Here is a 19146-nt window from a genome sequence, read left to right on the forward strand (position 1 = left end):
GTGTGTTGTGATCACCCGGGAGCCTGCTTTCCGCTGGCTTTTTAGCCGCGGTCCGGTTACCCCTCGGGTATGCTTACAGTGCGGGCTCCCGCGACGAGCGCGAACCTCGGGAGCGGCTTCGACGTCTTCGGTGCCGCACTCGAACGCCCAGCCGACATCGTCCGCGTCGAGCGCGCCGAGGAGACGACGATCGAGATGAGCGGCGCTGGCAGCGAGTTCATTCCCGAAGACCCGGCGAAAAACACCGCCGGAGCCGTCGCCGAGGCGCTCGACGCGCCCGCACGGATCAAGATCGACAAGGGTGTCCGTCCGGCCTCGGGACTCGGCTCTTCGGCTGCCAGCGCCGCCGGGGCCGCGCTTGCGCTCAATGAACTGTACGACCGAGGACTCTCACGCTCGGAACTCGTCCCGATCGCCGCCGAGGGCGAGGCGCTCGTCTCCGGTGAGGCACACCAGGACAACGTCGCACCCGCACTGCTTGGCGGGTTCACGATCGTTGCCGACGACGGCGTCACGCAGGTCGATAGCTCGATTCCGCTGGTCGTCTGTCTTCCGGATATCGTCGTCTCGACACGGGACGCCCGCCGGGTCGTTCCTGACTCGACGTCCGTCGAGAACATGGTCGACACGGTCGGTCGCGCCGCGACGCTCACCGTTGGGATGCACCGCGAAGACCCGGCGATGGTCGGCCGTGGGATGGAAGACAACGTCGTGACGCCCGCCCGGGCGAAACTGATCGACGGGTACGACGCTGTTCGGGACGCCGCGCTCGACGCCGGTGCGATGGGCGTCACCGTCAGTGGGGCGGGGCCGGGCGTCATCGCGGCCTGTTACGAGTCGGATCGCAGCGCTATCGCGGGTGCGATGCTCGACGCATTCGACGACGTGGGCGTCGATAGCCGTGCCTACCAGACCCGGATCGGGGACGGCCCCACCGTCTACCGGTGACGACTGCACGGCGTGACGGTGGGCTGGCGACTGTCGCGCTGTTTGGCGCACTCGGCGCGGCGGTGCTCACCGACGTTGCGCTCTCGCCGGTGTGGCTGCTCTGTGGGGCGCTCGGTACGATCGGTCTCGAAGCGATTGCGATGCGATACCGGGAAGCCGTGCGGGCGCTCTGGGAACGACCTGTGGTGCAGGTGGGATCGCTCGTCGGTGTACTGGCCGGTACCGCGCTCGCAGCAGTCTACCGCTCGCGGATCGTCGTGAGCCTTCTCGTCGGCGGGCTGGGCGCGTATCTCTGTGTGCTCGTGCTAGTCAGTGGCTACCGCCGCCACTCCGCTCGGGCGTAGTTTGATAGGCCATCGCTCCCTAGCACGGCCATGCGACCCGACATCAGCGTCTTCGGCCGGTACACGTATCTCGCAACAGAGATCGTCTGGGGCGCAATCGCGTTCCTCTTGCTCAGACGTGCAGGGGCGCTTGGACGTGCTGCAAAAACAGTTATCGCGCTGTATCCGATCGCGTACGTCTGGGACTGGTACACCCTCGAAATCGGAATTTTCGATATCGAGTTACGGACCGGCAGGGACTTTCTCGGCGTCCCAATCGAGGAGCATATCTTCATGGTTGTCGTCCCCTCGCTGGTCATCGCCTTTCACGAGACGCTACACGATGTTGTCGACTGATCAGCACCGTTCGACGACGACGGTGTCACCGCTGATTTCGACAGCGTAGCCGTCGGCGGTAAAGCTCACGCCAACATCACTGGACGGTCCCTCACAGAGCGCGTCCAGTGCGTCCAGATCCACCGAATCGTACAGTGTGACATCGAGCGTCATCGGCTGGGTTGATTCTAACTCCGCTATCGCTTCGATCACGGCTGTACTGGCTGGGACGGTTTCGGTGCGTTGTTCGACGACACGATCCTGTTTGGCATCCCCCACTGTCACTGCCATATTGAGATCGTCAGGGTGGTTGTATAAAAGTATTTGTCAGACGATCGTATGACGCGCACTATCGCCTTCTGTATGAACGGATACAGTCGATAGCCGAAACTCGAAATCACTCATCGACCACCGCTGTTCTTGCGGTGTTGCCACCATCCGACCCGCGAACGTGTCGGTCTAGCTACTCGATCGGGATGGCGGTCCCATCGTCGTCTACCAGTGCAGGCTCTGATCGCCGCTGTGCGCGCCGGTGAAGCAGGTATAGACCGACCGAGCAGGTGGCGACGCCCGAGGCGAAGCCGGAGATCCACGCGGTCGTTTCGCTGTCGAGACTCATCCTACCCAGTGGTGGATACGCATACTATATTAATCTGTTCGCCACCTGTACGGCTTGATGACGGGTTAGTTGCCCGACAGTATTGGGGTGTGAGAGTCAGTGACTGTGGAACTCTCCGGAATTATCATTACGGTTCGGTCGCTTCACTCCGATAGTGACAGACGATACGACACGTCGCGGCGTCCTCGCAGGGCTCGTCGCCGCCGGAACAGGCGGGCTCGCGTTCACGTCTGCAAGCGATCTGCTCGACTCGTTTGCCCCCCTGTCGGGGGACGCGTGGGATGCGGCCGACCGCTCGCTCCCCGGGAGCGTCGAGAGTCCCTATGGCGATGCGAGCCTCCATGTCGACGAGTTCGGCGTCCCACACGTCGAGGCAGAAGAGGAGACCGCGGCGTACTTCGCGGTGGGCTACGTGCAGGCGTTCGATCGGCTGTTCCAGCTGGACCTCCAGCGTCGGGTGATGCGAGGCCAGCTTTCGGAAGTGATCGGCGAGGCGACGATCGAGGACGACGAGTTCCACGTCCGGATGGACTTTGCGGGCGCAGCCGAGGCGACGTGGGAGCTGGTCAGCGAGACCCGGGCGGGGCCGCTCGTCGAGGCCTACGCCGACGGCGTCAACACGGTGATCGAGGAGGGTCGGCTCCCGCTGGAGTTCGAGTTGCTCGGCTACGAGCCACGGCCGTGGACGCCCGTCGACTCGATGCTGATGGAAAAGCAAATCTCGTGGGATCTCACTGGCGATTTCAGCGAGCTCCGCCGTGCGCTGCTTGCCGACCGACTCGACGACGAACTGGTCGAGACGCTGTTCCCCCGACGGCTCGACCACGAGTATCCGATTCTCGGGGGTGGTGCGGTAGACGGGGATGCCATGGCCCAACTGGGAACCCACGAATCGCCCGACACCCCGTCGAGATCCGAACCGCTCGACGCCGAGCTCACTCGCTACCTCTCAGCGTTCGAGTCGCCACGAGGCGTCGGCTCGAACAGCTGGGTAGTCTCGGGGGAGTACACCGAGAGCGGCGATCCGATCCTCGCGTACGACCCACACCTCTCGTTGATGACGCCGCCGCTGTGGTACGAACAGCACGTCGAGACGCCCGAACGGTCGGTGCGGGGCGCGACGTTCCCGGGCGTCCCCTTCGTTATCGCCGGGGCCAACGACCGCGGCGCGTGGTCCTTTACCAACGTCGGCGCGGACGTGCTCGATTGCTACCGATACGATATCGACGAGGACGGCGACCGGTATCGCTATCGCGACGAGTGGCGCGAGTTCGAGCGCGAGGAACACACGATTGGAGTCGCCGGTGGCGAGGACCGAACACTGACGCGCCGCAAGACTGTCCACGGCCCGCTCATCGAGCGGGAGGACCGGCGCGTCGGCGTCGCCTGGACCGGCCACACGGCGACCCGGACCACGGTCGCGATCGAGGCGTTCGGCCGGAGCGACGGTCTCGACGACGTGCGCGCGGCAACCCGGGAGTTCGATCTCCCCACGCAGAACCTCGTCTACGCCGATGCTGACGGCCGGACGATGTACTACGTCACCGGGAAGCTGCCGATCCGGCAGGTAGACGGCGAGGTGGTGACCGGCGATCGGATCTTCGACGGCTCGGCGGGCGAGGGCGAGTGGGACGGATTCGAGCCGTTCGGCCAGTCTTCGTGGGACGGCTTTGTCCCGTTTGAGGAGAAACCTCACGCGATCGATCCGGACGTCCTCGCGACGGCGAACCAGCGCGTCGTCGACGACCCCGACCACTACATCGGCGTGAGCTACGCGACGCCCTATCGTGGAATGCGGATCGAAGAACGACTCGCCGATGCTGTCGGCGACACGGATCCCGAGTTCCACCGCGAACTACAGAACGACGTCCTGGACGGGCGCGCCGCACAGCTTGCTCCGGATCTGGTTGCGGCGGTTCAGGAAGACGACGAAGGGGCCGCCACCGACCGCATCGTCGACGCGGCCAGCAGCCTCGACGAGTGGGAGTACCGGATGGAGCCCGAATCCGAGGCCGCGCTCGTCTTCGCCCGCTGGTTTACGGCCTTTCGCCGCCGACTCGTCGAGCCGACATTCGAGGACGCCGATCTGGACGAGTCGTACTACCCGAACGACTGGGTAATCGCCACGCTCCCGGCCGATCATTCGCTGTTCGAGGACCGATCACGCGAGTCGATGATGGTCGACGCACTCGGGGACGCGCTCGACGAGATCGACGAGGAGGGCTGGTCGGTCTACGGCGACTGGAACTCGACGCGCTCGATTACCCACCCGCTCGGCGTCGAGGCTGGCTTTCTGGACTACAGGACCCGCCCGGCTGACGGCTCGCGGGCAACGGTCAAGAACTTCCGCGTGGAGTCGGCGGTCGGCTCCAGCTGGCGGATGGTCGTCCGACCCGGTGAGGCTGCCACGGCGATCCTGCCGGGCGGGAACTCGGGCGATTACTTTTCGCCCCACTACGACGACCAGTTCGAGCGCTGGCTCGCCAACGATCAAAAGTCCATGGAGCTGGCAGTCGCCGGGGAGCAACGAACCCAGTTCCGGGGTGAGTCCTCGTGAGTAACTCCTCTGTGGAGGGACTCCGCCAGGTCCGGACGGAGCCCCGATCCCACGCCCTCGCGCTCGTCATTGCAGCGCTCGTCGGTCTTGCGCTCGCGTGGGTCCACTGGCTCGGGCTGGTCGCCGCCGGTGCCCTGGTTGCGCTGGTCGCGCCGTCGCTCCGTCGCGGGCTCGCCTACGGTATCGGGTTCGGCCTGCTGGTACTGGTCGTCTTCGCCTTCTTGCTCGGCGACGCCGCTGCTCGGGTGCCTGCGATGACGCCGATCGTTTATCTGACACTCGCCAGCGCGCTCGGACTGCCGCTGCTCGGCTCGCTGGTACGGGGAGTCATCTGAGATCGGACGCGGTTCCGGCTCCGGCGTGGGACTGAAGTGTACCCCCGGTGAACGTCGAACGAATGGAGTACGATCACGCGCTCGGCCGCCGACTCCTCGTTGGCGCGTTCCTCGCCGTCCTGTTCGCTCTGGTCGGCTATATCGCCTATTCGTTTCTTGCGGTGCTCGTCTTCGCCGTCTTTCTGTACTACGCCGTCCGGCCGATCCACCGCTCGCTCGTACGCTTTGGCCTCCCGAGGCGGATCCGGGCGGGTCTCTCGATCGTTCTCTTTGGGATCCCGTTCGTGCTCTTGCTGGGCTATACGCTCGCCGTGGTGGCAATCGAGACGCGGGAGCTACTCGATGTATACGATGTCGAGGCAACCTACGTCGACCAGCTGCTCGAAGGAACCGACCTTGCAGAGCTGGATCTCGCCGAACTCCAGGCGCTGGTGACCGACACCGTTAGCCCTGACTCGGCGGGGGTCCTTCTGGCGAACCTGCTGGAGGTCATCGGACTTGCCAGCGGCGCGCTCGTGCAGTTCCTCGTCCTCGTCGTACTGACGTACTACATGCTTGTTGACGGCCCGCGGCTTGTCGAGTGGCTGCTCGCCAACTACGACGAGTCCGGTGTTGCTCGCCGGTACGTCCGCGCCGTCGACCCCGAGCTCTCGATGACGCTCTTTGGCAACATCGTGAACGTGTTCGTCACCGCGATCGCGGGCGTCCTCACGTTCTACACGTACAACCTGCTCGCGCCCGCAACCGTGGCTGTCCCCTATCCGGGCCTCATCGCTGCACTGGCCGGGATCGGGAGCCTGATCCCCGTTGTCGGGATCAAACTTGTCTACATCCCCGTGGTCGGTCTGCTCGCTGCGACCGCGTGGTCGATCGGGGACCTCTCGCTGCTCGTTCCGGTCGCGGGGCTGCTGGTCGTCAGCGCCGTCGTCGTCGACTTCATCCCCGACTTCTTTATTCGCGCCCATATCAGCGGCGACGCCACCCACACCGGGATGTTGCTCGTCGCCTACGTCGTCGGCCCGGTCGTCTTCGGTTTCTACGGGCTCTTTCTTGCGCCGATCCTGCTGATTCTCGTGATCAACGCGGTGTCGGTGCTCGTTCCGTTCGTGCTGAGCGGGGAGACCGAGGGGATGCGGCAGGCGACGCTACGGGAGTATCAGTAGCGCAGTCGTATCGGGTAGTGTCGCAGGAGGTTGGTTCAACTGTTCTCGTTGTCGCAGGTGATGATGAGTGCGTGTATACAATGTAACATTGTAACATTATTTACAACGTCACATGCTGGTCGGGGGGATGCCGGTCGCTGGGGCTGTTGAGATGCTGTGCCGACTCCCACGGGAGCCCCACCTGCTTGACGGCGCTGTGGCCGTGCATGCTCTGGTTCGTCGTGTAGCGTTCGGAAAAGTGGGTCTGGGCAGATTTTGAACCACGTCGAGACGTGCTCGCTACGCTGCGCGCGACTCGTCTCGTTCAAATCTGCCAACATAACGATGCTGTCGCTCGCGGATTTGCTCGCGACAGAATAGTGGGTTTGGGCAGGTTGCACTTTCGAAGGGCGTTCCGGGAGTCGTGGGAAGTCGCTTCCGTGGTGTGATTTCGGTCATTCGTCGTCGAGTGAGAGCTTGTCGAGGTGTGGTCGTCGGCGGTGCTCCATCCTGTCACGATGCGTAGATTTGTCGTAGTGGCGATCGATCACGCGCTGGGACGCGTTGACGCGCTCGCTGGTGACCGATCGAGGAAACTCACAGTCTCGATGCCAGGTGATCGAACCGGTACGCACCTGGTGGGGCGATCGACTGGACGGGCACTTGCTCGCGCTGTTGAACTCGGTGAACTCGCAGGTCTCGCGCTCGTGACCGTGCGGGCAGTCGGAGTGAAGGCAGGGGAGGGTAGCCTGATAACACCAGACTCGAATGGTGTTTCTCGATGGACGGCCTTTCGCAGTCGAAAAGAGCGGTTGCCGTCCGTGGTCGTCGTGCGTTTCCCATCGGTGGTGAGTGAGGTAGTTCGAGATCGCGTCTACCACCTCGTCGTGGAGTGCCACCGCGCGCTCGCCGTGACGTTTGTTCTTGAGCGGCGTATCTGACTCCGGACGATGGGTAAAGGTGACGAGTTTCGCGTGTTCGTCGAAGTCCCGAACGTCGAGGCCGCGGACAGCTCCGAGGCGTGCGCCGGAGTGCCACAGGAGTTCGAGGAGTGCGTGATGCTTCCGACCGTACACGTCCTCGTTGTTGCGGTAGTAGGTGAGAAGTGCCCGCGCGTCCTCGGTCGAGAGTTTCACGTCGGACGCTTCCTCACCCTCTGGAACGATCGGGACGTGGACCTTCTCGGAGAGATCTTCGTCGACGGCCTCGATCCGTTCGAGGTATTCGACGAAGTTCTTGATCGTCTGCATCTCGCCGTTGAGTGTCGAGGCCGCGAGCTCGCCAGCGCGCTTTGATTCGTACTGCTCGAAGAGCCAGCCGGAGAACTCCGAAACAGTCTGAATGTTGTTCTCCTCGCACCACTCGACGAACAGCTTCAGACGGTAGTGGTAGGTCTTCTGCGAGCCAGCGGTGGTTTCGGTACTCCGTCGGGAGACGTACCGATCCCACGCGTCACGCGGAGAGAGTTCTGCGGGTGCGTCCATCTACTCCGCAGCACCCCGTTCCGGTTTGATGGTTACCCGTCGCGCGAGATAGTCGACGGTGATCTGCACGTACTCGCGCTCGACGGTGAACTCGGGGAACGAGTTCGGATCAGGCCCGAGTCCGGCATTCAGTGCGACGGAGTAACGCCCGTCTTCGAGTAGGCGTACGTCGATCGCGTCGAACGTGTCGGAGTTCGTGATCAGGTCGACCGCGCCGTGCAGGTCGCAGTCGGGGTTCTTGTGCCAGCCTTTGGGCGGCTCGACGAATCGATCAGGCTGGTCGTCCGACTCCGATGCAGTGGGAGAGTCGGCCTGCTGGTCGCGCCGTCGAAGACACGTCTTGCATGGCGAACGCCCGCGAGTTCCAGCAGGCGACTCGACGTATTCGGGTGCGCGGAGAACTGTCGAGTCGGGGTCGGCGTCGTCGAGATGCTGGCAGTTCTGGAAGAAGTGGAACGAGCTACCGGAGTCAGTGTACCACGCTCGTTCTACCTCGGTAGTGGACGGGCCGCCGTCAGTCTCGACGGGCAGCTCGGAGACGGGAGTGACGCCGGTCGGCGCACAGTTGAGTCCGTGGCTATTGGCCTTCCGGTGTGCCCGAGCACGGGAGTTGTGAGTATCAAGATAGCCACAGTCGGTACACCGGAGGATGAACTCCTCGGGTGCGTGGTGATCCGGCTCGTAGCCGTCAGGTATCGCCTGCGCGTACACGTCGCCGGGCTTTTGAGCGTGTGATGCGTCCAGATCGTTGTGGGGCTTACCCCCCACGGTGGTTTCGCTCATGGATTCTCCTGCGGAGCCACCTTGGGCCGGTGTGCCAGCACCGGCCTGCTTCATTTGCCGACTAGTTTCGTCTACATCCAGCTTGGTTGCCCCGCATACAGGTAGTTGAATTCTCTATGCATAAATGTATCGCAGATAGTTTCTAACATCATAGATAGGTAGTAGCATCTTCCATGAGTATTAGATGCCTGCATCACGAAACGAATAGCAATGAGACAGTCGGGCACTTGGATGACCATCTGGGACGACCGAATCTTAGAGGTCGTTCGAGACGAGGGTGCAACCCCCGTAGGAAAGATAACCGAGAACGATGGGATCAGAATTTCCCAGCCGTCAGTTTCGCGCCGATGCCAGAAACTGGCGGACAATGGACTGTTACGCCCGATTGGAAACGGTGTCTATGCGATCACAGATGAAGGTGAAGCCTATCTAAAAGGAGAGTACGATGCCGAAAATGGTGCGTTCATGAACGGTGGTGAAGTAAACAACGGCCCCGCTGCTGGAGAACCCTCTGATATATGACTGACCGCAAAGCCGCCCGTTGGATGTGTACACTCGATGAGCGAATCCTTGAGCACTTACAGAGGAGATCGTGGGAGACTCCCAGAACGATCTCTTCAGTAATGCGATTCAATGCGAGTGAGGATCGGATACGAGAGCGTTGTCAAGCACTTGCTCAAGCCGGATTGATCGGACCTCTTCACGAGGATTCAGATATGTATTCAATTACAACTGAAGGGGAGCTGTATCTGTCTGGTGATCTCGATGCAAATAGTGTTTCACGTCCCTCTATTGAAAGATTGAGGGGGTAAGTGAAGGAATAAAACAAATACCATCCAAAGCTAAAACTCACGGCTATAATTATCAGCAAATTTATCTATAAATATGTGTGTTGATAATATGAATATAAAAGACAAAGATGCAAACAACAAAATTACAGAAATCATCTCTTCTACTGTTGCAATGATTGATAACTCAACTGACGTATGGGCATACGATACAACAATTGAAACTAAGGAAATCAAATAAACCCATTCTAAAGGTTTTGGTGATTCATCTGGGTGTCCTATTGTATAATTATACATATACGCACCCATCAATAATGTAATTGCCCCGAATAATAAAAACACACCATTGTGTTTTATATTTGGCAAACTTGGTTCGACACCCATAGAATAAAGTACTATATAATTCAATGCCGGTAAGAATACGAACAACCCCGACTTCTCATCAAGCAACGCGTCTACGTCTTGAACAGACATTATTAATCAGATTCAGCATTGTCAGCTTCCTGAAACTCATCACAGTCAATTCTGTAGACCGTTTCTCGGCTATCTAACATCATAGTATATTTTAGATTTTCCGAAGAAGTATGCAAAGTATCTATACTTTTTCTGAGCTTCAACCGGTTTTCCCAACCTTGAGCTCGTGCATCAACATATTCAATTTTTATCGGATGACTATCGTAGTCATTAAGCTTATTTATTATTCTTTTAGTTATCATGTACTGTTTGGTATGTTTTGATACATAGACAGTAAAAGGCTCATTAGAAAGAATATAGTTATGAGCATGTTGACGAGAGTTCGTGGGATAATTAGTGTATTCATTGGGACTATCGAATATTTTTCTAATATATCCGCCTTCGTCGTAGTACCCGGAACTTATTAAGTTAGCAACAAGCCTTATTTCGTCATCCTGAAACCGATTAGATAATTCGGACAGACGCTCTGCCATTTTTTTCTTCGGTGTATAGTGTGACTTCTTTTCCCAATCCTGACGGAGATACAGTGCATTCCGGATCATTGCAACATCATTCTTCGTCAGGTAATCTCTATAATAATCTACAATATCTGTCAGACGATCTTCAGTTAATGCTTTCTGAACTAATAGAATATCCTCTTGAATTTCAGGATCAAAGAATCCACCCTGCATCCATGCACCGCTGTATACTTTTTCAAAATCATCGTCAGAGAGTGCATCTATATTTATAACAACAATTTCCTCACCTTCCTTCTGTTCAATACGAGCTTGAGGAACATCAGAACCGAGAGCGTCAACTTCAATTTCGATATTTTCTAGGTTTCTATCAGAAGGTACAATATCAGAAGTGATTTCTCTAACGGTGTCCCACATCACTCGTCTATTCCATGTTTATGTTCAGCAAACTTGGCTGCAGAAGCAAAATTATCTTCAATAAAAACCTCGGAGGCATTTCCAACTCCACCTAGGTCTTCAATCTTTATTTCATTTCCAAGGTTGGACTCAACTCTATCACCGTCCTCGTCTAAAATATATCCTTCATCATCAGTAGATTTACCAGACCTTTCAAGCATCTTCTCCAGCGCGGCGGGCCTGAATGTGATGTTTGATTCCATGATTGAACAGTTCACAGGCCTAGGGCCAGTGTCTATGTCGTATTACGAGAAGCTATGATCATATATTTTGTGACTCAACGCTCGCTAACTCGTAACCGCATTCCCGTGGCCCCCTGCGCTCCGCTTGGGGGCGTGCGGTCGATCTTCCGTGTTTACCCCCCATGGGAGGGGGGTAAAGACGGCTATCTCCCTTGTGGTGTTTGGTGAGCTGGGAGAAACAGGATGGCTGAAAGACCGCCCGACCCGTTGAGGGACGGGCGGTCGGACCGTCAGAAGATGTTAGTCGGTGATCTCGAAGGTAGCGGTCTCGTCAGGATCGTAGTCAGCATCGGACTCAATCGAGGGAACCGGATCGATCGTGAACTGCTCCCCGACAAAATTGCCGTCGTCGATCGCGTCGTAGAACTCCGCGTGGTACTCGTCGGCTTCGAGATCGTGCTCTTCCCGAACCTGCTTGACGAAGTACGTCGAGTGTTCGCGCAGTGCTGGCGCGATATCGTACCCATCCTCACGGTGACCGATGACGATCATCCGAAGCCCGAGTTTGCTCTTGAACGTGACCAGTTCGTAGAAGTGTTCGTTCACGTCGTAGTTGCTGGTCTGGGCGTTCGCTTCGGTCGAGAACTCGTCGAGGACGGCGAAGATATCGTCGTACTCGTCGCAGAGATCCCGGAGTTCGGACTTTGATTCGACGTAGTGAACGCGCTCGTCGAGCGCGTCGTCGTGGAACTCCAGCGTGGTGACGTTCGTAGCGAGCACCATGTCGGGATCGTCCAGGAGCGCGAGGAACGCGAGCCACAGCGCGGTGTTCGTTTTCCCGCCGTCAGTGTGACCGACGAAGACGGGCATCCAGCCGGGCCGTCGCATCTCGTCGACGATCTTCATCAGGGTGCGCGCTTCGGAGAGGTCGACCTCTCGATGCGTTAGGCCGGTGAGGTAGGAGAGCAACGAGACGTTTCCTTCACGGACTGCGCGAGCTGCTGCTTCGCCAGCGTGTTTCATCAGCATTCGCTCGCAGAGGTCGGTCTGCTCGAATGTCGCCGGGAGATCGGGATGGTGAGAGGAGTCGTAGACGTGAGAGAGGTACTGATATCGTTCGAGTGCAGCACCCTCGAAGTACGCGCTCAGTGGATAGGCGGCTCGGTTGTCGGTGAGCCGACCGTCCTGTACTTCGCGGTACTCCGCAGCAGGGAGTGATGGGTCGCCGGACATCAGTCATCGGCCCCCGCTCGATCGGGCTGGTCGGAGAAGAGACCGGCACTGTCGGCGTTGGGATCGAGGCGATCAGGGCCAGCCGGTTGGTAGTCGTCCGGTGTTTCGGTCCACGGTGCGGGATCGTCGAGTTCGTCGATATCGGAGAGTTCGACATCACTCTGTACTCCGGCGATCAGACGGTTTGCCTGGTCGCGGAGTCCCTGCACGCGCTTCTGGAACATCTCCTGTTTCTGCTGGACGGACTCCTGCACGATATCAGTGAGATCGACGCGGACCTTCCGCCATTCCTGATATCGGTCGGTTTCAGCGAGTTCCAGCCACGAGGGTTGTGATTCGGTGATTGGCGTATCGAAGACCGCTCGAACGTCGTCGTCGAGGTCGTCCTGGTCGTCGTCAGTCTGAAGGACGACATAGCCGGCTCCGTTATCGGTCTCGCGCTGGCGCGGGAGTCCCTGAGTGAAGGCGAATTCGTTCAGGGAGTTCCCGGTAGCGAGGACGCAGTGAACCTCTTTGTGATCAGGATCTCCGATCACCAGAGGCGTAGCGTTCTGCAGAGTGATGTAGAGGTTGGCACTGAACACCATGGGACCGACGATCAGGAGGAAGAGAAACGCGGTGAGGAACGATAGGGAGAGCCATCGGAGTGTTCTCGACGGAATACCCGAAAGCTCGATGAACGAGAGGGAGAGACCAGCGACCAGTAGCAGGATACAGAGGGTGATCGGCCACTTGAACGCGATCAGGAGATCGGCGAGATGGCCGCCGGTTCCCTTGGCTTCCGTGTTGACGTTCATTGTCTGCGGGAGGTTCTTCGGGTTCCGGTCGTCAGAAGACACGGTAGACACCCCCGTTGCTGTTGCGGAACCAGTAGGCACAGGTCACGACGACTGTGGTAACGATGAACAGCGCGGTGCTACCGACGACCAGCGGATCGTAGCTGTTCGGCTGGCCGGGGAGTCCTGGTGCGCTGATCGCTTCGCGTTCCCCGAGTGGGATGCGAACTGTTTGCCCGTACTCGGAGGAGACAGTGACCATCGCCTCACCGTGATAGGTAGTCGCCGGGATCGTGATCACCGTCTCGCCGCGATCGACCTCGACGCTCGACGAGTCGACGCGGGACGGACCAGCATCGGGTTCTTCACCACCGCCGTAGAGGTCGCTGTATGCGATCGTTTGCGGTCGGTCGCTTTCGATCGTGACCTCGACTTGGTCGTTCTCTGGCTGATGGTTCACGTCGGTCACACAGGTGATATCGTTGAGACAGATCACCCGCTCATCGGGTTCCGGTTCGGTACTGTTCTCGGCTTCCTGCGCAGCGACGGAGCCGGTCAGCAGCGCGAGCAATGCAACTACGCACACGAGCGTTCTGAAAAATCGGATCATGGGTGTTGTTACGGAGTGATCAGTCGGATGTACGCCGAGGCAAGTGCCGTGAGGAAGAGAACGACTGCGACGATGCCAGCGGCGGCAGAGCCGACGAGCCCAGGTGCCTCGAACCCGCTGACATTGAGATCGGGCCAGATGCCAGCAGCTTGGTTCTGCTGGGATTCTTTGTACTTCTCGATGAGTTCGTCGTTGCGCTGTTTCATCTCTTCCCACTCCTCTTGCTCAATATAGTTGCTGTCGTCGTGGGCTTCCGAACTCTCGAACTGTGCACTGTCGTGTTCGTTTCCGTCGCTGTCGACGAAGGTCACCACATCGAAGGTCTGTTCGAGACGGATTGTCTCGTACTGTGTTTCGTCGAGATTCGACCGATACTCGATCTGGTCGACCTCGGTAATCGAGTCATCGAGCTGGGGAGAGAGGTCGATCGTCCACTCCCCGTTCTCCTCGTCGTGTGCGAGCTCGGAGTGATCGAATTCAGCGGTCTCCCCCGCGACAGTATGGACCGTGAATTGAACGTCCTCGAACGGTTCCTGAGTGATGGTCAGGACCCCGCCATCAAGGCCGTCCTGATAGCCGGTCCACTCTCCACGACCCTGCGAAATGTCGTAGTTGATATAATAGGTGTGATCAGTGGCCGTTGGGTCGATCGTATCGCCAGCGGAGACAGATGTGTTTCCGGTCACACCGAGCGACCCGTAGATCGTCGCGTCAGCTTCATGCAGATAGAGTTCTGCCTCTCGATCGAGATCGACGGCGACGTTCAGTGCCATCAGGTCGGCGATCGCCTGATCAACCTCTTCGTCACTGATTTCCGCCCACTCTCTGGGAGTGAGCAGTTCCTCAGTATCGAGGTCTCCGCTCTGTACGTCGTCGTAGACACCGCTGACCCAGTTATTGAGTCCAGCTCGAACACCTGCGAACTCGTCATGGATCAGGTCGCGGATCTCTTCCCAGTCGTCGATGTCCAGAATGTCAAATTCTTCGCTGTCTTCGTATGAGATCGTGAGGGGAGGTTCGTTACCCGATCCCCATCCATCGGTTGTGTGATGATCAAAACCGAACTCAAATTCACCATATGACATATCGCCGCTTTGAGACTGGTACTCGACCCACAACCGATCTACTTCCATTTCGCTCCCGTCTGGAAGCTCAATGAGTTCAGGTTCAACTTTTTCGATCTGCTGAACCTCGCCCGAAGTACCACCGATCACCTCGTGGATACCGGCGTCCGGATGATCACTGTACCTCTGGCTGATTGTCTCCAGTTCATCACAGGTCTCGTTCCACGACTTGTAGAAGTTCGAGAGAACCGTGGTCTCGTAGTCGTCGACGGGAGGGAGTGACGCGTCATAAACATCGTTCTGTGACTCTTGATCGTTCAGTGCCTCGATCGCCGCGACCTTCCCCTCGGCATAGGCGGGATGGCTGATCCCTTCGAGGATGTTTTTGTTGTCGATGAAATCACTCTGGTTGTTGCTATGACGCTTCCGGAGGGTTTCATACGAATTATTGTTCAAAACTTCGGGAGTCAGCCCTTCGGGTGGTGGATTTGATCCCACTACCTCGTTATCGCGGAGGTAGACGCCAGCACCGACGCCGACCTTTCCGGCAGAGTAGACACCGACAGCAGCAACAGCTGGAGGGATCGCTTTAGCTTCCTGTGTCGGGCCGTGCTGCGAACCTACGCCTACAACTGTCGCAGCTCCGGCGGCGGTCCCCTGGAGAACTCGTCTACGAGTGAGGCAGGGACCACTCTCGTCGGTCACAGTAGACCACCGGCTGCGAGAGCCGTCCCGGTGAGCGCGCTGAGCGCACCCACCGAGATCCAGATAGAGCGATCAGCGAACGATCCGGGTTCGATCTCCCCGACGATCGAGGTCGAGCCGAGCAGGAGTGTGTTGTCTGTTTCAGTCATGTTACTTGCTCACGATGAAGCCAGCTCCGAGCATCACGAGCAGCAGGACGAATCCAACGATGGGAACGCCGTGCGGCTGCAATGCCGGATCGGTTACGAAGTCACGAAACGGTGCGACGAAGCCGTGTGCGAGACAGAGTAGTATCGCCAGGAGGACGACACCGACCTCTGAGGGATGGAAGTCGCTGGGATCGCGCGTGTTCGAGGACATGAACACCACGATCAGCGCGAGCAGCGAGAGCGTGACCGGGATCAGCGGGTTGTGATACATCAGGTCGATCAGCCAGCCAGCGACTCCGGTCTGTACCGCACTGAGGAAGGTGAACAGCGCGAGGGCGACCCCTGCCATCCAGTTCACGGAGGCGAATGCGTGCGCGGGATTCCACGAGTTGCTGTGTGCCATCGTGGGTTACTCCAGAACTCGCACTTCCCAGTTGTCGTACTCGACTTCGTTACCGTCGTCGTCGACGAACGAGCGGGTTTCCTCAGTGTGGAGGATGCCAACGACATCGCCTTCGCCGAGTTCTTGCTCCTCGAAGACGCGATCGATCTGGCCGTTTGACCACATCGAGACCACGTCACCGAGGCCGCGGGCAAGCTCGAGGACGGTCGTGTTGTAGTCGCCGCAGTTGGGGTTCACCGAGCGAACTTCACCCACGACCTTCTCGCCGCGATCGAGTTCGATCCATTCGGTTTCGTAGTCGTCTTCGTTGCTTTCCGGTTCGACAGGTTCGAGATCTTCGAACGCTGGGGTTTCTTGAGTTGCCATAGCTCCATTCGAATCAGATGCTAGAAATAGGGGTTAGAGTATCCCCTCGCTTGGTGAAAGTAAAAACGAAGGTATTGGAGTTTAGTAGCGAGAGATCTGACGGGAAAGTGCGAGCTACGACTTTGTTGAAGGCTCCAACGGTTAGACTGATCGTATGTTTATAGATTCACAAAACGAGCGTGAAACTGAGAAGAGAGTAGCACGACAGAAATTATTGATTTTGCTCCAGACCAGTATACGACTCAGTTTCCCAATCAATATCTGGGTCTGATTGCATATCTGGGTCTCCTTTTGTCAAAATCAAACATCGATCAATAGCATCTTTTTCTTTTCGGTCCTCTTCATGATCGTATTTTAACCGATTGAAAACTACATACGCTCGGCTATCTAGATCATAAGCATCGCTAATGATGCCATGAACATCGAAATCTGTTCTATTACGGGCCTCTTCTGCAATAATCGCGGCAGTATTGAGTGTCCGCTTGCCGGAAGCCAGGTTCTTTTGAACGTCACCAACAATTAGTACTGCAACGCTATCAGGTGCCAAAACGTCATACATCGAGTGCAGACACTCTCGCATAAATCTCCGGTATTTATCGGTGTCTTCGGTAATATCGAGCTTATTACGCTCTGATTTACGGTCCTCATTGAGCCACCAGAGTCGAATCCAATTATTCCAAGTGTAGTCCAGCGTCTGCATATAGGGCGGCGAAGTGACTATTAAATCAACAGATTCTTTCTCAAATGAGTTGAGAAGGTTTCTCGAATCACCACGAGTAATCTTAGTTCGCTCACCTAGTGATGCTGGTACGGTATCTTCGTGTGCCAACTCTTGTTTTCGGAGTGCCTTTGGCCGGATATCCCGTTCGGGCCGTTGCAGATCATTCTTTTTAGCATACTTGCGTACATAATTTGCAGTTCCGGAGTATGTATCCTTTGTCTGAAGTGATAGATACATTTTGCTGGGGCCGTGCAGAATCCCACACATAATCCCATTTAGATAGGTTGCCTTTCTGCTGTCATCCTCGTGTAGAACTTCTCGGAGACGGAGAATTTGATCTAGTGTATGATCCGAATAAAACACTTTCAAGTCATCATTGTCAAGAAGTCGCATTTCCTCATTGTCCACTTTGCGGGCTTCATCCAGTTTGGTATCAAGATATGGTTCAAACTCGGACGTGCTCAAAGGATTACACTTTGCCTTTGAAAGGACATATGCGTAAGAGAAGGCATCGTTTGCGTATCCATTCCGATTTTGAAGCGCAGCTTCAAGTGGAGTGGTACCGCCACCAGAAAAGGGATCTAAAACAGTGTCTCCACTCTTACTAAAACGTCGGATGAAATAGTGTGCAAGAGATGGGGGAAACCCTCCAATATAGGGAGCTAGCCTGTGAAGGCTGTGACCCCAATTTCTATGTGCATCTTTCCAAGTAGATTGGAGATCTTCAGTAGTTTCTGCTACGACGTTTTCTTCGGATAACTCTTTATCTTCTGATGATTTAGACATGGCTTCAGACTCTCTTGTTCAACACGCTTCTCGCGATGCCCATAGTATTATTCATTCGGACCCATTTGAAATACTATTTTTATATTTACGATGAATTGTCCTCAGTAAATTCCCTAGAGAACAACTCTAGAACCCGTGAGCCGGTTTTTAATGGGATAGATGCCTGCTGATGTGCCAATGTGATCGGAATAGTAGCATCATCATAAAGGGAAGTTTCAACACGGTCTATCGCCTCAAGCGTTTTCCGCATTAAAGGATAATTGGTCGGGTCATACTTATCAGACCCGTCTGGAAGTTTTGGAAGATCAAGCACGAACATCCTTTCAGATTCTGATTTGTAGATGAATGGCCATCCATAGTGGTCTCGTGTTCCATATTCTAACCGAGTGGTCCCGGACTTAACATACTCATAGATGTACTCGTTATCCATTCCCAATACCGACCCAGCAGGCATGTTGTCCTTGATATTCACTGCATGATCTTTGAATTGACCACTCTTTTCGATACCCACGATAATTGGCGGTGAATAACCGTTTGCACGCTGTTTATCAGTAACTCGTTTAATCGTATCAAGTACAGGTTCATGGAACCAAGCAGGTGTATCGTAGACTGCTAATGGACCATCAATAACGAACCCGACCCGAGATAATCTGCTTGGATTACTTTCGGACAAATAACGCAGGTATGCGCAGAGTGTCAAATGCTCAAGCACCTGCATCACCGCCGATATCGCAGCACCATTTGCCTGTGTTTCACTCACATTCTCATGCGTTCGAAGAGAATCAGTTGGGTAAACTTCAATACCGCATTCCTCGCAGATTCCGAAATCATAAATATCTGTGTGGATGTGCGCTTCGGCCCCTTCTGTTGGGCAGTCCGGGTTCGGGCACCGGTAAACATCTACAGTCCTACTGTCGATATGACGTGGGTCGGACTGAATGACATCCATAAATATTTCGAGGTACGTTTTCCCCTCGATCTCACGACTCAGAAACGTATTATAAAGGTGTTGTCGCCAACTATCCAAAGTTGTCTCAGCGTCTCCAGCTGTATAATTGCTACTTGGAAGAATGATTGGCTGGGAGACACTCTCCTCGAGGTCTTCCACTCGAGATGGATCTACAAACCGTTGTTGTTGTTGTTCTACGAGGATATCCAGTTTCGTGAGAACCGCAGCAATCTGTATAAATCCGATTCGACTACTCGGATACTCTTCGTTAACGGGGACTTCTTGGAGCGAACCATCAATGGATAAGAGATATTCTGGTTCTTCGCCTTCGTTTGGCAAGTCTTCAACATCGACGGAGTTCTCTTCAATTGGTGCTTCGTCCGGGTCAACTTCTTTTGTCTCGAAGTTTTCTAGTTCTTCCTGGACGAGTTCATTTTCAATGATGGGAACGTGTCCTAGACGACGAGCGGTTTCGTAGATATCTCCTCGTTTCTGTGGCATT

The 19146-nt window shown here is 56.4% G+C and carries 24 protein-coding genes; 8 read left to right on the plus strand and 16 right to left on the minus strand.

All coding sequences use genetic code 11. The features are described from left to right. Window positions 1-69: 69 nt before the first annotated feature. From AArcSt11_RS02350 to AArcSt11_RS02360, 3 genes are read left to right on the plus strand one after another with little or no spacing between them, the layout of a single operon-like run. The gene (locus AArcSt11_RS02350; protein WP_250594237.1) at window positions 70-948 is read left to right on the plus strand and encodes a homoserine kinase; all 879 of its coding nucleotides are present in this window, start codon (window positions 70-72) and stop codon (window positions 946-948) included. After that, the gene (locus tag AArcSt11_RS02355) at window positions 945-1292 is read left to right on the plus strand and encodes a hypothetical protein (protein ID WP_250594239.1); all 348 of its coding nucleotides are present in this window, start codon (window positions 945-947) and stop codon (window positions 1290-1292) included. Before AArcSt11_RS02350 ends, AArcSt11_RS02355 begins: the two co-directional genes overlap by 4 nt. A gap of 30 nt (window positions 1293-1322) precedes the next feature. Next, window positions 1323-1628, plus strand: a complete 306-nt coding sequence (locus AArcSt11_RS02360) for a lycopene cyclase domain-containing protein (RefSeq protein WP_250594241.1) — start codon at window positions 1323-1325, stop codon at window positions 1626-1628. Here AArcSt11_RS02360 and AArcSt11_RS02365 read toward each other — a convergent pair whose 3' ends face one another. Next, the gene (locus tag AArcSt11_RS02365; protein ID WP_250594243.1) at window positions 1629-1898 is read right to left on the minus strand and encodes a HalOD1 output domain-containing protein; all 270 of its coding nucleotides are present in this window, start codon (window positions 1896-1898) and stop codon (window positions 1629-1631) included. Between the two features lie 172 nt (window positions 1899-2070). Further along, complete coding sequence (locus AArcSt11_RS02370) at window positions 2071-2226, minus strand: hypothetical protein (protein WP_250594245.1); 156 nt, start codon at window positions 2224-2226, stop codon at window positions 2071-2073. A gap of 154 nt (window positions 2227-2380) precedes the next feature. Between AArcSt11_RS02370 and AArcSt11_RS02375 the strand changes: the two genes are divergently transcribed. From AArcSt11_RS02375 to AArcSt11_RS02385, 3 genes are read left to right on the plus strand one after another with little or no spacing between them, the layout of a single operon-like run. Continuing rightward, entirely contained in the window at window positions 2381-4783 is a 2403-nt protein-coding gene (locus AArcSt11_RS02375; protein WP_250594247.1) for a penicillin acylase family protein, read from the plus strand. Continuing rightward, window positions 4780-5118 (plus strand): hypothetical protein, encoded by a 339-nt coding sequence (locus AArcSt11_RS02380; RefSeq protein ID WP_250594249.1) that lies wholly within the window; start codon window positions 4780-4782, stop codon window positions 5116-5118. Before AArcSt11_RS02375 ends, AArcSt11_RS02380 begins: the two co-directional genes overlap by 4 nt. A 47-nt stretch (window positions 5119-5165) precedes the next feature. After that, complete coding sequence (locus tag AArcSt11_RS02385) at window positions 5166-6281, plus strand: AI-2E family transporter (RefSeq protein WP_250594251.1); 1116 nt, start codon at window positions 5166-5168, stop codon at window positions 6279-6281. 434 nt (window positions 6282-6715) lie between these two features. Here the strand turns inward: AArcSt11_RS02385 and AArcSt11_RS02390 are convergent, their stop codons facing one another. Together AArcSt11_RS02390 and AArcSt11_RS02395 are read right to left on the minus strand one after the other, a co-directional pair. Next, window positions 6716-7744 (minus strand): tyrosine-type recombinase/integrase, encoded by a 1029-nt coding sequence (locus tag AArcSt11_RS02390; protein ID WP_250594252.1) that lies wholly within the window; start codon window positions 7742-7744, stop codon window positions 6716-6718. Beyond that, window positions 7745-8527 carry a hypothetical protein gene (locus AArcSt11_RS02395; RefSeq protein ID WP_250594254.1) on the minus strand — a complete coding sequence of 261 codons (783 nt, stop codon included), beginning with the start codon at window positions 8525-8527 and terminating at the stop codon, window positions 7745-7747. A 210-nt stretch (window positions 8528-8737) separates the two neighbouring features. Between AArcSt11_RS02395 and AArcSt11_RS02400 the strand changes: the two genes are divergently transcribed. Both AArcSt11_RS02400 and AArcSt11_RS17240 read left to right on the plus strand, forming a co-directional pair. After that, complete coding sequence (locus AArcSt11_RS02400) at window positions 8738-9049, plus strand: helix-turn-helix domain-containing protein (RefSeq protein ID WP_353617657.1); 312 nt, start codon at window positions 8738-8740, stop codon at window positions 9047-9049. Between the two features lie 23 nt (window positions 9050-9072). Beyond that, window positions 9073-9339, plus strand: coding sequence for a hypothetical protein (locus AArcSt11_RS17240; RefSeq protein WP_491896764.1), 267 nt, complete (start codon window positions 9073-9075; stop codon window positions 9337-9339). 30 nt (window positions 9340-9369) lie between these two features. Here AArcSt11_RS17240 and AArcSt11_RS02405 read toward each other — a convergent pair whose 3' ends face one another. From AArcSt11_RS02405 to AArcSt11_RS02460, 12 genes are all read right to left on the minus strand, one after another. After that, window positions 9370-9789 (minus strand): hypothetical protein, encoded by a 420-nt coding sequence (locus AArcSt11_RS02405; protein ID WP_250594258.1) that lies wholly within the window; start codon window positions 9787-9789, stop codon window positions 9370-9372. Between the two features lie 2 nt (window positions 9790-9791). Beyond that, entirely contained in the window at window positions 9792-10661 is an 870-nt protein-coding gene (locus AArcSt11_RS02410; RefSeq protein WP_250594260.1) for a hypothetical protein, read from the minus strand. Further along, window positions 10661-10903, minus strand: coding sequence for a hypothetical protein (locus AArcSt11_RS02415; protein WP_250594262.1), 243 nt, complete (start codon window positions 10901-10903; stop codon window positions 10661-10663). The genes AArcSt11_RS02410 and AArcSt11_RS02415 overlap by 1 nt, the downstream gene beginning before the upstream one ends. A gap of 279 nt (window positions 10904-11182) precedes the next feature. Beyond that, window positions 11183-12115, minus strand: a complete 933-nt coding sequence (locus tag AArcSt11_RS02420; protein ID WP_250594264.1) for a hypothetical protein — start codon at window positions 12113-12115, stop codon at window positions 11183-11185. After that, window positions 12115-12954: a hypothetical protein gene (locus AArcSt11_RS02425; protein WP_250594266.1), complete on the minus strand. Its 840-nt coding sequence runs from the start codon at window positions 12952-12954 to the stop codon at window positions 12115-12117. The genes AArcSt11_RS02420 and AArcSt11_RS02425 overlap by 1 nt, the downstream gene beginning before the upstream one ends. Next, window positions 12944-13501, minus strand: coding sequence for a DUF8063 family protein (locus AArcSt11_RS02430; RefSeq protein ID WP_250594268.1), 558 nt, complete (start codon window positions 13499-13501; stop codon window positions 12944-12946). The genes AArcSt11_RS02425 and AArcSt11_RS02430 overlap by 11 nt, the downstream gene beginning before the upstream one ends. Before the next feature lie 8 nt (window positions 13502-13509). Further along, complete coding sequence (locus AArcSt11_RS02435; protein WP_250594270.1) at window positions 13510-15270, minus strand: Env/VP5 family phage fusion protein; 1761 nt, start codon at window positions 15268-15270, stop codon at window positions 13510-13512. Continuing rightward, entirely contained in the window at window positions 15267-15419 is a 153-nt protein-coding gene (locus AArcSt11_RS02440) for a hypothetical protein (protein WP_250594272.1), read from the minus strand. The genes AArcSt11_RS02435 and AArcSt11_RS02440 overlap by 4 nt, the downstream gene beginning before the upstream one ends. Window position 15420: 1 nt before the next feature. Then, the gene (locus AArcSt11_RS02445) at window positions 15421-15822 is read right to left on the minus strand and encodes a DUF8023 family protein (protein ID WP_250594274.1); all 402 of its coding nucleotides are present in this window, start codon (window positions 15820-15822) and stop codon (window positions 15421-15423) included. 6 nt (window positions 15823-15828) lie between these two features. Then, window positions 15829-16188, minus strand: coding sequence for a polysaccharide deacetylase family protein (locus AArcSt11_RS02450; protein WP_250594276.1), 360 nt, complete (start codon window positions 16186-16188; stop codon window positions 15829-15831). 211 nt (window positions 16189-16399) lie between these two features. After that, window positions 16400-17695: a DNA methyltransferase gene (locus AArcSt11_RS02455; RefSeq protein ID WP_250594278.1), complete on the minus strand. Its 1296-nt coding sequence runs from the start codon at window positions 17693-17695 to the stop codon at window positions 16400-16402. Window positions 17696-17780: 85 nt separating this feature from the next. Then, entirely contained in the window at window positions 17781-19145 is a 1365-nt protein-coding gene (locus tag AArcSt11_RS02460) for a DNA double-strand break repair nuclease NurA (protein WP_250594279.1), read from the minus strand. Window position 19146: the final 1 nt, after the last annotated feature.

Source organism: Natranaeroarchaeum aerophilus (assembly GCF_023638055.1).
Lineage (GTDB): Archaea > Halobacteriota > Halobacteria > Halobacteriales > Natronoarchaeaceae > Natranaeroarchaeum > Natranaeroarchaeum aerophilum.